Annotated in this window: 12 protein-coding genes and 2 pseudogenes; 4 read left to right on the top strand and 10 right to left on the bottom strand. The window is 68.6% G+C overall.

The genetic code is table 11. The features are described 5' to 3' along the window. Positions 1-299: 299 nt before the first annotated feature. From LUW75_RS24140 to LUW75_RS24130, 3 genes are all read right to left on the bottom strand, one after another. Positions 300-1,067 carry a DDE-type integrase/transposase/recombinase gene (locus tag LUW75_RS24140; protein WP_250333776.1) on the bottom strand — a complete coding sequence of 256 codons (768 nt, stop codon included), beginning with the start codon at positions 1,065-1,067 and terminating at the stop codon, positions 300-302. 277 nt (positions 1,068-1,344) lie between these two features. Beyond that, the gene (locus LUW75_RS24135) at positions 1,345-1,761 is read right to left on the bottom strand and encodes a transposase (protein ID WP_250333777.1); all 417 of its coding nucleotides are present in this window, start codon (positions 1,759-1,761) and stop codon (positions 1,345-1,347) included. 418 nt (positions 1,762-2,179) lie between these two features. After that, the gene (locus LUW75_RS24130; protein ID WP_250333778.1) at positions 2,180-3,223 is read right to left on the bottom strand and encodes an SGNH/GDSL hydrolase family protein; all 1,044 of its coding nucleotides are present in this window, start codon (positions 3,221-3,223) and stop codon (positions 2,180-2,182) included. 873 nt (positions 3,224-4,096) lie between these two features. Here LUW75_RS24130 and LUW75_RS24120 point away from each other — a divergent pair. Further along, positions 4,097-5,095 (top strand): outer membrane protein assembly factor BamB family protein, encoded by a 999-nt coding sequence (locus LUW75_RS24120; RefSeq protein WP_250337491.1) that lies wholly within the window; start codon positions 4,097-4,099, stop codon positions 5,093-5,095. Beyond that, the gene (locus LUW75_RS24115; protein ID WP_250337490.1) at positions 5,085-5,669 is read left to right on the top strand and encodes a DinB family protein; all 585 of its coding nucleotides are present in this window, start codon (positions 5,085-5,087) and stop codon (positions 5,667-5,669) included. The genes LUW75_RS24120 and LUW75_RS24115 overlap by 11 nt, the downstream gene beginning before the upstream one ends. Here the strand turns inward: LUW75_RS24115 and LUW75_RS24815 are convergent. From LUW75_RS24815 to LUW75_RS24090, 6 genes are all read right to left on the bottom strand, one after another. Further along, on the bottom strand, positions 5,659-5,970 hold the full coding sequence (locus LUW75_RS24815; protein WP_349816454.1) for a transposase: 312 nt from the start codon (positions 5,968-5,970) through the stop codon (positions 5,659-5,661). The two genes, LUW75_RS24115 and LUW75_RS24815, sit on opposite strands and share 11 nt — an antisense overlap. 64 nt (positions 5,971-6,034) lie before the next feature. Beyond that, positions 6,035-6,310, bottom strand: a complete 276-nt coding sequence (locus tag LUW75_RS24110; protein ID WP_250337489.1) for a winged helix-turn-helix domain-containing protein — start codon at positions 6,308-6,310, stop codon at positions 6,035-6,037. 41 nt (positions 6,311-6,351) lie between these two features. Then, the gene (locus LUW75_RS24105) at positions 6,352-6,732 is read right to left on the bottom strand and encodes a hypothetical protein (RefSeq protein WP_250337488.1); all 381 of its coding nucleotides are present in this window, start codon (positions 6,730-6,732) and stop codon (positions 6,352-6,354) included. A 121-nt stretch (positions 6,733-6,853) separates the two neighbouring features. Then, positions 6,854-7,660 (bottom strand): transposase family protein, encoded by an 807-nt coding sequence (locus tag LUW75_RS24100; protein WP_250336566.1) that lies wholly within the window; start codon positions 7,658-7,660, stop codon positions 6,854-6,856. A gap of 174 nt (positions 7,661-7,834) precedes the next feature. Beyond that, entirely contained in the window at positions 7,835-8,641 is an 807-nt protein-coding gene (locus LUW75_RS24095; protein ID WP_250333784.1) for a transposase family protein, read from the bottom strand. Between the two features lie 274 nt (positions 8,642-8,915). Beyond that, positions 8,916-9,524: an ATP-binding cassette domain-containing protein gene (locus tag LUW75_RS24090; RefSeq protein ID WP_250337487.1), complete on the bottom strand. Its 609-nt coding sequence runs from the start codon at positions 9,522-9,524 to the stop codon at positions 8,916-8,918. A 170-nt stretch (positions 9,525-9,694) separates the two neighbouring features. On the opposite strand from LUW75_RS24090, the pseudogene LUW75_RS24085 reads away from it, so the two are divergent. Then, positions 9,695-10,501: pseudogene (locus LUW75_RS24085) on the top strand (transposase family protein). A gap of 261 nt (positions 10,502-10,762) precedes the next feature. On the opposite strand, the pseudogene LUW75_RS24080 reads toward LUW75_RS24085, so the two are convergent. Continuing rightward, positions 10,763-11,745 (bottom strand): annotated as a pseudogene (locus tag LUW75_RS24080) (IS5 family transposase). A gap of 32 nt (positions 11,746-11,777) precedes the next feature. Between LUW75_RS24080 and LUW75_RS24075 the strand changes: the two are divergent. After that, positions 11,778-12,419: a histidine phosphatase family protein gene (locus tag LUW75_RS24075; protein ID WP_250337486.1), complete on the top strand. Its 642-nt coding sequence runs from the start codon at positions 11,778-11,780 to the stop codon at positions 12,417-12,419. The last annotated feature ends 193 nt before the right edge of the window (positions 12,420-12,612 follow it).

The raw sequence follows: 12,612 nt of genomic DNA, 5'->3' as shown, positions 1-12,612 counted from the left end.
CGCGGCATGGTCCTACGGACCGGCCCGGTCAGCCGGTGAGCGGCACATCGTCTGGCGCCGCATCGGCGGCCACGACATCCTCAACGTGCCGTGACGGGTGCTACGCCGGGCGGCGACTCAAAGACTCCACAGACCGCTCAGGCTGTAGTCGTGATCCTCATGTCCCGGCTTGGTGCCGCATCGTATGGCAAGCAGCACCGCCGTGTCGCCCTTCCCGGTGACGCCAGTGGCGCCCCGTTGGAGTTCCGGGGCGCCATGTGTCTCGTCGGCCGCTGTCAGTCGCGTCGGTAGTTGTCAAGTCAAATGAGACGTTCGCAGTGCTGTGAACCTTGTGGTTCGGGTTGCCGGCGGTTCGCTGGGTCGTTGATCCAGACCTGGCCGGGTACCTCGGGTGGATTCGGTCGGCGGGCGAAGCGTTCGGGGTGGCGTTCGTATGCCTCGGCGAGAGCGGCGGCCCGCTGGTCGCGGACCTCCTCTGCGGTGCCGAAGTGGACGGAGGCGGGGGTGTGCAGGCCGATCCCGGAGTGTCTGTGGTCGTGGTTGTAGTAGGTGATGAAGGCGCCCATCCCCTCCCGGGCAGGGGCCAGCGAATCGAACCGTTCCGGGTGGTCGGCGGTGTCCTTCGTGGTCCTGAACTGGCTTTTCGAGTACGGGGTGTCGTTGCTGACCCTGGGGCGGGAGCGACTCCTGGTGATGCCGAGGTCGATCAGCATCTGGGACACCTTCTTGCTGGTCATCGAGGTGCCGCGGTCCGCGTGCACCGTCTGGGGCACGATGCCGTTGCGCTCGATCGTCTCGCGGATCAACTCCTCGGCCCGCTCAGCCGTTTCGGCCCGCTCGACGGTGTGGCCGACGATGTAGCGGCTGAAGACGTCGATGATGACGTAGGCGTGGTACCAGATGCCCTTGTCCGAGCCGGGCAGCTTGGTGATGTCCCAGGTGAAGACCTGCGAGGGGCTGATCGCCGTCAGCTCAGGGATCGCCCTAGCCGGATGAGTGGCCTGGCGGCGGCGTTCACCGTTCTGCCCGGCGGCGGACAGAATCCGGTACACGTCCGCTCTGAGCACCAGTAGTTCCCCGCGTCCAGCTCACGCGCCCAGACCTGCGCGGGCGGCAGGTCGACGTACTCCGGCCGGTTCAGCAGCGCCAGGATCTGGGCCCGCTCGGCCGGCGAGAGGGCCGAAGCGGGCGCGGGTCTCGGGGACGGTGCAGGCTTCGGCTTCGGGCTGAGGCGGCGGTAGTGGGTGGCGCGTGAGCGCCCGGTCAGCCGGCAGGCTGCCGTAGTACCCAACTGCCCCTGGACACCCGCGAACGCCTCATCGATCACGGGTGCGGCGGCGTGCTTCAGTCCGCGCTCTCGGAGAGCAGTTCCAAGAGCGCGTTGGCTTTTCCCGTGACTTCCAGGGCCGCGTCCCGGCGAGCCGGGTCCCTCTCCAGTCGTGCGACCTTCTTGCGCAGCCGCTCCGGCTCGGCCTGCTCGGCCGCCTTCTTCGGCCGCACCGCCGAGGTCCGCCGGTCGACCAGGGCATCCAGGGAGCCGGCCTCGCGTGCCTGGCGCCACTCGATGACGTGCGAGTGGTACAGCCGCTCACGCCGCAGGATCGCGCCCTTCTCCCCGGCCGGGGCGGCATCGTACTCGGCAACGATCCGCAGCTTGTACTCCGCGGAGAACGTCCGCCGCTTCGGCTTCGGCGCCGGATCGTCACCGGCTGGTATCGGGGTGGTGCTGGCCGTGCTGAAGGGATCTCCTGTCTCGCCCATCCGGACTGACCCGATACACCGGGTGTCTCAGCCGAGGCCGTCAGAAAGGGGTCGGCCTGCTCCCCCGCCTGGAAAGCCACGAGCCCGCCACGGAAGATCACTCGCCGACCAGGGCTTTGCCGAGGCGGCGGCGCGGCTGCCGGAACCCGGCCGTCCCTCAGCGCGAGCTCGCCGGCCGTCCGGCCGTGCGGGCCGGGGTGCTGCGCCACGGGGCCGGTCTGGAGGACGGAGAGGGGCTGGGTGTGGCGGAGGCGGTCGCGCCGGCCGCGGTGCAGCCCGGCGCAAGGCGCCTCAAGGCGCCTCAAGGCGCCTCAAGGCGACATGGTCGGCTCCCGCGCCCTCCTCCGTCGCGGCAACGGTCCTCGCCGCCCTGCCCTCCCCGCCCTGGGCCGGGCGGAGCGGAACCGCGGGGCGGTCGTCAGCCTTCGGTGAGGGCGTCGCGGACGGCGCGTTCCACGAGGGGAGCGGCGTTGGCGTGTTCCCTGGCGTTGGGATGGAGCAGCGTGGCGCGTTTTCCGATGGCGGCGCAGTCGAACGGCAGGCCGGCGGGCGGCACGGTCGGCCAGAAGGGCGCGGCGTCGCCGCAGATCCCTTCGATCCACTGGGTGTCCTCGGGCTGGCATACGTCATGGCCCACGCTGGAGGTGTAAAGGTCGACGTGACGGTCACCGCGCTTCGCCGCCTCCTCGCGAATGATCTTGTTCAGGGCCTTCAGGGCGTCGTCGCGCAGCCAGTCGATGTCGGCGGGGGTGATCGGGCCGAGCTGCGTCGGGCCGCCGCTGCAGGCGCTGCCCCGCTCCGGCAGGATGGCCGGGTAACCGATCGTGACGACCTCGGCGTGCGGCGCGGCGCGGTGAATCGCGCCGAGCATCCGACCGTATGCGTCACGGATCCCGGCGAGCTTGGCGGCGAGGCCCTCCACGCCCTCGGGCGGGTTCGTGTAGTACTCCTTGCACGACCTGTGGGCGAGGCTGAGTTCCAGGCACCCGCCGAAGGGCAGGCCGATCGCGCCGACGCCGACGGTGACGACATCGGTCCGGTCGCCGAGCCCGGCCCGCCGGATCTGCGGATCCACCAGGGGCCACCTGCCGGGATCGCCTGCGGGGGGCCGCACTGGGCTGGTGGGCTGCTGCCTGTCGCTCGTGACGTTCTCGATGGCGGCGTTGTCGCAGCTGACGTTGGTCAGACGCACGGGCCTGTCCAGCGGGCGGGCGGCGAGCTTCCGCTCGACGAGGTCGGGGTAGGCGCCGGTGGTCCGGTCGCACCCGTCCCTCGACGGGTCGCCCAGCAGGGGGAGTGGGGCTCCGACGAAGAGGCCGGCGGTGTACGAGTCGCCCAACGCGGCCCATTCGTAGCGGTCGGTCGAGGCGCCTGCGGCCGGGGGCGGGAGCGCGGCCATCGCCAGCGCGGCCAGCCCCACCGCCGACACTCGCGTACGCAGCCGGGACACGGGGTGTCGCATGGTTCCTCCGGGGGTTCGGATGCCATCGGGCCAGGGCACGCTCCTGACGCCGTACGCCGTGTTCCAGGACGTTTCGGGCGCTATGCCGAACATCTCCGCTGAAGCGAGTCCTTCACGCTGATCAGACCGATCGGTCAGATCCATCGTGATGGTTCTCATCGTGGTTCTGGCCGGTTCGCGCTGTCATCGCACCTTCATCGTGTCCGATTTACAGCATTATGGGTATCGATTTGCCCTCGCTGCCCTTCGACCACCACCGCGACCGCCGAGTGGCGGCGCCCGGAGGGTGCAGAGTCGGCCGACCGCCTGGCCGCAGAAGTCCGCAAGCGGTGGCAATCGCAGGTGTGGGCCGAAGCCCGCAGAGCCGCCGCCACGTCCGCCGGCCTCGTGGCCGACGCCCGCGGCCGGTTCGGGTTCACCGCCGTACCCGGCAGCAGCGACGACGCACGCCTGCGCCACCTCGCCCTCGCCCCGTCCCCGCGCCGCCCGTCTCTTCGACGCCCTGCCCGAGGCCGGCACCCCATGCTGGGCCGACAAGGGACACCGGGGCGCCGGCGACACGGCCCGCGCCCCGTACCGGGGACGGTGGAAGGCCCCTGCGCAGGGCCGGCGGGCGGTCAACCGGACCCACGCGAAGATCCGGGTGCTGGAAGGCCGCCCTGAACGCCTTCGGCGTCACCTTCGACGGTCGGCTCTCCGCAGCCCGCCAGTAACCCCAACCACCCTCGACACGCTGTTCGATTGACAGATCTCAACCACCCCCTCCGAGCGTCAGGTGGTCGGTACAGTGGCGGGCGCGGCACGGATGTGCTGTGCGGATTCCACGGGGGGAACATGTCCGGAAGCGATGTGCGGTGGTGGGCTCGCTCCTCGGTGCGCACAGGTCTGGTCGTCGTGCTGATGGGGCTGCTGGTCGGGCTGGCGCTGGAGTTCCACGTGCTGGGCTGGGGCTCCGTTCCCGGCAACCGCTGCGGGGGGCGGTACACCCCCTGTCCCGATGGCACCACGCCGACCCTTCTGCTGGCCTTCCTGTTCACGGTCGTGGGCGGCTACGGTCTGGTCTTCGCCCTGCAGAAGTTCACCGCCGTCCGTCCCGGCAAGGCGCTGCCCGCCCTGCTGGCCGCCGCGGGAGTGCTGGCGGCGCTGTGGCCGGGCTGGCAGGCATACCTCTGGATGCGAGGCCCGGTGCTCCGGTCCGTCTGGCAGGCCGAGGCGGACCGGCCCTCCTCGGTGCACGGCGTCGGCGCGTGGACGGTCCAGGACGGGAAGACGGTCATCCGGGCGCGTACCGACGCGCTGATCGCCTACGACTCCGGCAGCGGGAAACGCGAGTGGCTTCTCGACGCACCGGTGCGCATGTCGGTGTGCGCGATGAGCGACCGGGTCTCGGACGGCGTCGGTCTGGTGGCCTTTGCCCGGCACGAGGTCGCCTGCGGTTCCGTCCGGGCCGTCGACGCGAGGAGCGGTCGGGTGCGGTGGGAGCGGGAACTCCCCGGTGCCCGACAGGAGGGCGGCGGTTCGCTGCTGACCGCGGACGGAGATGTCGGCGTGGCCCTGTCCGAAGGCGCCGTCCACGGGTTCGGACTCGCCGACGGCAAGGAGCGTTGGACCATCGAACCCCGTCCGTCCGGTAAGCGGTCCGATGGCATCGGCTACGTCCCGACGGCGATCTCCGCAGCCGACGGCACCACCCGGGTGGTGGTGATCTGCGAGGGCTCCACCGGCTTCGACTCGGCCTGGCTGCTCACCCTGGACAACGCGACGGGCCGGGAACTGGGCCGCAGCCCACTGCCGGTGGAAAGTTCCCTGACCACGTACGGGATTTTGAGACCACGAACAGCCCATGGCAGGCTCATGCCGCATGTTCGATGATTACGCGAAAGACAACCTACATGGGAGACTTCGGCGGGACCGCGAGGCGCTGCTCTGGAAACTCGACGGCTTATCTGAATACGACGCCCGCCGACCTTTGACAGCGACCGGGACCAACCTCCTCGGCCTGGTCAAACACGTGGCCACCGTCGAGGCCAGGTACTTCGGCGAGGTCTTCGACCGGCCTTCCTCGGAACCGCTGCCCCGGTGGCAGGACTCCGACGGCAGTGATCTGTGGGCGGCCGAGGACGAGACCCGCGATCAGATCGTCGGGTTCTACCGGCGCACGTGGGAACACTCGGACGCGACGATCACCGCGCTTCCCCTCGACGCCCCCGGCCACGTGCCGTGGTGGCCGCAGCCTTATTCCAACACGAACCTGTTCGCCATCATGATCCATGTCCTCGGCGAGTCCATCCGGCATGCCGGGCACGCCGACATCCTGCGCGAGGGCCTCGACGGCCGGACCGGGTTGCGCGCCGAATACGAGAAGCAGATCGACGAGGAAGCCCGTGCAGCCCGCCGCGCGAAGATCGAGCAGGCCGCCAGGTCTGCCGCACGAATCAAGGCTTAGGTCGAAAACCAGCCACAACGTCGTCGGTGACAACCAGCCTGCTTATGTGACAACTACCGTTCTTCGGCTCATCAAGATCAAGACGTATCGGGGAGTAGAATCTGCACTCAGTACCCGATGTTGAGGTAGTCGATGTCGGTGAACTGCACTTCCAGGTCGTCGGCGCGGCGGCCGTCGTCAGGGCTTGGGAGAGTCCCCGGGCCACCTCGGTGACGGTCCTGCCGGAGGAGCGGACCAGCGCGGCCGCGTCCCTCTTGAACTCCTCCGAGTACCGCCTGCTGCGGTTGCTCCTACTTCCCACCCGGCACTACTCCCTCTGGAACCTCACGTCCCAGTCTCCAGGTGACCAACATCAAGAGGAAGGTTCACCGGTTCGAGTCCCTTACCGGTGGGGTACCGAAGGCGATCTCCTGAAGGGCTGCCACATGTCGGGTGAGGGCGGTGCGCCCCTTGGGAGAGAGGGAGAGCCAGGTGCGTGCGCGTTTGCCCACGAACCCTTTGCGGACCTTGACGTATCCGGCGTCTTCCAGAAGGGTGATCTGTTTGGAAAGGGCCGAGTCCGTGATCTCGATGGCGTCGCGGAGACTTCTGAAGTCCACTTCGTCGACCGTCGCGAGTGCGGCGGCGATGGAGAACCTCACGGGCGCGTGAATCACGCTGTCGAGCGACTTGCGAGGGTGTGTCACCACTCACCTTCTGCCAACCGGTCGGCCTTGCGCTCCAGGATACCGATCGCCAGGAAAGGGATCCCGCAGGCGACGGCTCCGGGCAACCACCAGGCAGGTTGCCCGGAGAAGCAGGTGGAGCCGATGGTGACCGTCAAGCTGTAGACACCCGCCCCACCCGCTGTGGCCACCGCGTAGAACGCGCGGTGGTGGCGTGGCAGGACGGGTCGGGTAGCCGTGTAGATGACGAGGGCCAGCAACGGGAGCAGGAGCAGAACGGGGACGGCGTACGGCACCTTGGGCTGGACGAGTAGGCCGTACACCGCGGTCAGGACCATCATGACCACGCCTAGGAACAGGATCAGGGCCGTACGGGGGTGACGGCTAGCCTTCCGCATGCGGGCGGCGGCAGCGTCGGCGGAGGCAAGTGCCTCGCGCGCCTGGTTTTCGTCCATCATGATGCCTTTCTGTACCGCTGCGACCGTGAGTGGCCGTTCAGTGACGTTTTCTCAGCGGTTGTCACTTCCATGAGTTGTTGAGGACGAGTGCGGCTTGGGCGATGCGTCCGATCCGGCTGGGGCTGAGCGTGACGTGCTGCAGCGCGCGCCAGCGCTGCTTGAGTTCAGCGGCGGCCCGTTCGCCCAGGGCCCGGATGCCGCGCAGGAGCCGGTTGTGGGCGCGGTTGTCCGGCGCGAGCGGGGAAGCGATGTCGGGGTGCGGACGGAACGGGGTGTGGATGCCCTTGCCGGCGCCGGTGTAGCCGACGTCGGCCAGCGTCGGCAGACCGGCGCGGGCCGCCGCGTACAAGGCGGGCAGGGCATGGATGCGGGCGGCACGCAGGCCGTGGACGGATCCGGGTTCGACGTCGGAGACCCACAGCGGGGTGCCGTCGGGTGCGGCCACGAACTGGATGTTCCCGGCGAAGTGCCGAGCCTTGCCGGAGTACCACAGGTCGTTGCCCTTCTCGGTAGTCCCGGCGACACGGTCGCAGGAGATCAGGGTGCCGTCCAGCACCACGTGGCTCATCTGCCGCGCGCGGCAGCGGTCCAGCACCTCATGCAGCTCGGGGGCCTGGTCGGCCAGGACGTCGATCGCCTCGTGGAGGTAGCGGTAGCCGGTGGCCTGCGAGATTCCCGCATCGCGGGCCAGGCAGTGCACGCAGCCGGCCTCGCGGAACCAGCGCAGCACGAAGACGGCCTGCCGGAACGGGCTCAACGCCCGGGAGCCCTTCGGGGTGCCGATCCGGCGGCGGTGGCCGGCCAGCAGCCGGGCCACGTATTCCACCACGTGGCGCGGGACGTCGAGCATGGCAACATAGGTGACCAACGTGAAGCCTCTGGTGCAACGGACGATCTTGTGGTGAGAACCGTCCTACCAAAGGCTTCACGTCTGTCCGCACCCGGGCCACCGCTGTCCGACCCAACCCTTAACGCCCTGATCAACCCACTTCCCGAAGATTATTTCGCTGAGAAAACGTCAGTGACGTTTTCTCAGCGGTTGTCACTTCCATGAGTTGTTGAGGACGAGTGCGGCTTGGGCGATGCGTCCGATCCGGCTGGGGCTGAGCGTGACGTGCTGCAGCGCGCGCCAGCGCTGCTTGAGTTCAGCGGCGGCCCGTTCGCCCAGGGCCCGGATGCCGCGCAGGAGCCGGTTGTGGGCGCGGTTGTCCGGCGCGAGCGGGGAAGCGATGTCGGGGTGCGGACGGAACGGGGTGTGGATGCCCTTGCCGGCGCCGGTGTAGCCGACGTCGGCCAGCGTCGGCAGACCGGCGCGGGCCGCCGCGTACAAGGCGGGCAGGGCATGGATGCGGGCGGCACGCAGGTCGTGGACGGATCCGGGTTCGACGTCGGAGACCCACAGCGGGGTGCCGTCGGGTGCGGCCACGAACTGGATGTTCCCGGCGAAGTGCCGAGCCTTGCCGGAGTACCACAGGTCGTTGCCCTTCTCGGTAGTCCCGGCGACACGGTCGCAGGAGATCAGGGTGCCGTCCAGCACCACGTGGCTCATCTGCCGCGCGCGGCAGCGGTCCAGCACCTCATGCAGCTCGGGGGCCTGGTCGGCCAGGACGTCGATTGCCTCGTGGAGGTAGCGGTAGCCGGTGGCCTGCGAGATTCCCGCATCGCGGGCCAGGCAGTGCACGCAGCCGGCCTCGCGGAACCAGCGCAGCACGAAGACGGCCTGCCGGAACGGGCTCAACGCCCGGGAGCCCTTCGGGGTGCCGATCCGGCGGCGGTGGCCGGCCAGCAGCCGGGCCACGTATTCCACCACGTGGCGCGGGACGTCGAGCATGGCAACATAGGTGACCAACGTGAAGCCTCTGGTGCAACGGACGATCTTGTGGTGAGAACTGTCCTACCAGAGGCTTCACGTCTGTCCGCACCCGGGCCACCGCTGTCCGACCCAACCCTTAACGCCCTGATCAACCCACTTCCCGAAGATTATTTCGCTGAGAAAACGTCAGTGTCCGGTTTCTTTCGCGCCGCTTTCCTGTCGCGCGTTATGCCGTTTCGCCCTGGTCTCGGCGGAGCGTACGCACCGCAAGCCATACCGCCGCCGTGGCGAGCACCACCAGGATCGAAAGTTACACCGGGTGCTGGGGCGAGCCGTTCGGCATCCGGGTGAGCATGGGGTCCCCGAAGAAGGTGCCCGGAAGCGGGCCCAGCACGGTGCGGGCGTCATCCGGCATGAGCGCCCTAGGAAAGGCAGGATCGCTGAGGAAGGGGGCGGCGAGCTGGATTAGCGTGCCCACGTTGGTGGTGGCGTCCGGCGAGGCCAGGCGGCCGCCGGCGGGGTAGTCGACACCGCCGAACACGGTCAGACCTAGAAAGGCGATGCCGAACAGTGCGGGCAGCCTGACCGCTTCCACCTTTTCCGGAGCAACAGCCATCGTGGGCAAGGCGACCGCCTGAGCGGTCACCATAACGACCCTCAGGATACGCACGGTTCCAGAGGTGGAACGGCGCAGACCGGCCAGCGTCTGGATTGTCGTGGCCCTGCCGGCACCGGTGGGACCGAGAAGGCCGAAGATCTCACTGCGACGGGCCGTCAGGTCAATGCCGTCCGCCGCGGCTCTCGTGGTGCCCTGAGGGCCGGGGTGTCGCTTGGTGATGGCCGTGAGCCGGAGCGCCTCGTCGCTTCGTAAGCGGGTGTCATGAACGGATGTGGTGGTGTCGGTATCCAGATCGGGCATTTCCGGGCCAGCCTTTTGTGGGTGCTCCTACGAACGTGCCGAGTCATACAAGGTTCCCATCGTGGGATTCACTTGCCAAGTTGTCAAGTGAGCCTCTTTCATCCTGTGCTGGAGGGTTAAATGAGCTGGTCAGCGGGTGTGGTGACGAGGCAGGGCCCCTCGTCGTTGGCGTGGTGATTCCACTCATCACACCGGCGACCGGAGGGGCCCTGTTGGTTCCGTATCCTGCCATGCTCGACGTCCCGCACGAGCTCGTCGAGCACGTCGCCTGGCTGCTGTACGAGCGCCGCCGCGCGCGTAACACCCGCTGGCGCAAGCTCGGGTGCTTCAAGCAGGCACTCCTCACGCTGGTGCACTTGCGGAAGAACGAGACGTTCCCGCAGCTCGGGGCCGGGTTCGGAATATCGCAGGCCACCGCCTGGCGGTACGTTGACGAGACCTTGGACGTCCTGGCCGACTGGGCGCCCGGTCTCCATGAAGCCCTCACCGGCCTCGGTGAGGGCGACCACGTCATCGTTGACGGCACCCTGATCCCCATCGACCGGATCGCAGCCGACGAGCCGTACTACTCGATGAAACACCGCCGGCATGGCATGAACCTGCAGGTCATCGCCCGTCCCGACGGCACACCGCTGTAGTTCTCGCGCGCGACACCGGGCCGCACCCACGACCTGACCGCGGCCCGGGCCCACGGCATCGTCCAGGCCTGCCTGACCCGGCAGATCCTCGTCCTGGCCGACCGCGCCTACCAGGGAACCGGCGCCACCTTCCGCACCCCGTACAAGAACCACCGCGAACAACCCGAGCACTACCAGCAGTTCAACCGCGACCACACACGGCTGAGAGCTCCCGGGGAACGGGCCTTCGCACAGCTGAAGTCCTAGCGCATCCTCCGCCGAGCCAGATGCTCCACCCGCCGCATCGACACCATCGTCCAAGCCGTCCACACACTACTGACCTGCAACTATTCAGGATGAAAGAGGCTCACTGAGGTACTTGCCACGGCGGCAGCGGGGTGCTTCTGATGGAAGGCCCCGATCATGCCGCCGTCACCTCCGACCACACGATCATCGGAATCGGCATCTGTCACCTCACCAGCACCTGGGTCCGGAAGGTGGCACACCCGTCGGCTGCGGAACTACGGGGCACGTGTCAACGTCCGTCCAGACGGCAGCAAGATCGCGAACCCTGACGGAGGACTCGCCCATGTCGGCATTAGGGACTGTCTCCAGTTGTGATCATTGGGCTTTCAGGAGGCTGCTGATCCAGATGGTCGCTGCGCGGAGATGGAGTCCGGCGAGGTAGCTCTCGGGTGTCTTGTCGTAGCGGGTCGCGATGCCGCGCCAGTCCTTCATCCTGTTGATGGCCCGCTCGACCGTGTTGCGGTCGCGGTAGAGATCGGCATTGTGGGTGACGGGCCTGCCGCCCCGGCTGCCTTTCTTCCTGCGGTTGGCGGCCTGGTCCTTCTTCTCCGGGATGACCGCCTTGATGCGGCGTTTGCGCAGGTGGGCTCGGTTGGCGCGGGAGGAGTAGGCCTTATCACCGGCCACGGCGGCGGGCCGGGTGCGGGGACGGCCGACGGGCAGACGGACCCGCACCTTGCTCAGCACCGGGATGAAGTGGGGGCTGTCGCCAGCCTGCCCGGCGGTCAGAAGGAGGGCCATCGGCCGGCAGCGCCGGTCGGCGGCCAGGTGAATCTTGCTGGTCAGCCCGCCGCGGGACCGCCCGAGGAGGGCGGCCTTCAGCCGGGCCCGCCGTCGTAAGCGGATGCGTTGGCGTTCGGCGCGGACCGGATCGCTTTCGCTGTCCTGCCCGTCTTGTCCCTTCGACGCTCCCCCTTTTGCACGGCCGCCTCCTCGAGTGCGGACAGGGTCTGTTCGCTGACCCGCATGCCGGCGGCGTCGTGATGGGCCCGCGTGGTGGTGGAGTCCACGCTGACCAGGGACATGTCGATCTCGTCCCTGCGGGCGGCTTCGGCGATCGCTTCGTCCAGCAGGGCCTGGAAGACGCCCGCGTCCCGCCATCGCATGAAGCGGTTGTAGACGGTCTGCCAGGCGCCGAACCGCTCGGGCATCTCCCTCCACTGGCTGCCGGTCCGGAACCGCCAGATCACCCCTTCGAACTGCTCACGCAGCCGCTCGGGGTACGGGCCGAACCTGCCGACCGGCAGGAACGGCCCGATGAACTCCCACTCTTGGTCCGTGAGTTGCGCACGCGTCACACCACAGTCCTACCGGACCGGCACCCATCCCCGTGCTTGATCACAACAAGAGACAGCCCCTAGCCGCCCGTTATCTGTATCTCACGCGGCACGGTGAGGCCTCACCCGAGGAGGGCGCGCTGACGGACAACGGCCGCCGGCAGGCCGTCCTGCTCGGGGAGCGGCTCCGCGGGGCCCCGCTCACGACGATCCACCACGGCCCGCTTGCACGCGCGCATCAGACGGCACAGTTGGTCTGCGAGCAGCTCGACGGCGTCGCCCTGCAGTGTTCGGGGCCGGCCGGCGACTACATCCCCTACATGCCGCAACACGAGGAACTGCCGTCGGAATCGGCCGACGCCCTGCTCGGTCACCTGGCTCAGTTCCCGGCCGAGGAACGCGAGCAGGGCCCCGGCCTGGCCCGGAAGGCTCTCACGCTGTTCGCGGGACCCGTCGTCGGCGACGAGCCGCGCCACGAACTCGTCGTCACCCACAATTTCCTCATCGGCTGGCTCGTCCGGGCCGCTCTCGACGCCCCGAAGTGGCGCTGGATGGGCGTCAACCACGCCAACGCCGCGCTTACCGTCATCCGCTACGCACCCGGCCGGCCCCCCTCCGTCCTCCTCTTCAACGACACCGGCCACCTCCCCGCCGGCCTCCGGTGGACCGGTTTCCCGCCCGATCTCCACATCTGAGAACGGCGATCCCCGCCGCGGGCCGTCACAGACGACGAAGGCCTCCGCCTGGCTCCAAGGCCGGGTGCCGTCACACCTCACGGACAGAAGTCGCACGCCCGGACCGACAGTGCTGCTCGAATCCACCAACAAGCGCTGCTCGAGGAAGGGGATGGGGTCAGGCCGTACTCGTGGGCACAGGCGAGGTCGGCCA

Source organism: Streptomyces sp. MRC013, assembly GCF_023614235.1.
GTDB lineage: Bacteria > Actinomycetota > Actinomycetes > Streptomycetales > Streptomycetaceae > Streptomyces.
Note: the sequence above shows the minus strand (reverse complement) of the source record. Positions and strands in the feature narration are given on the sequence as shown.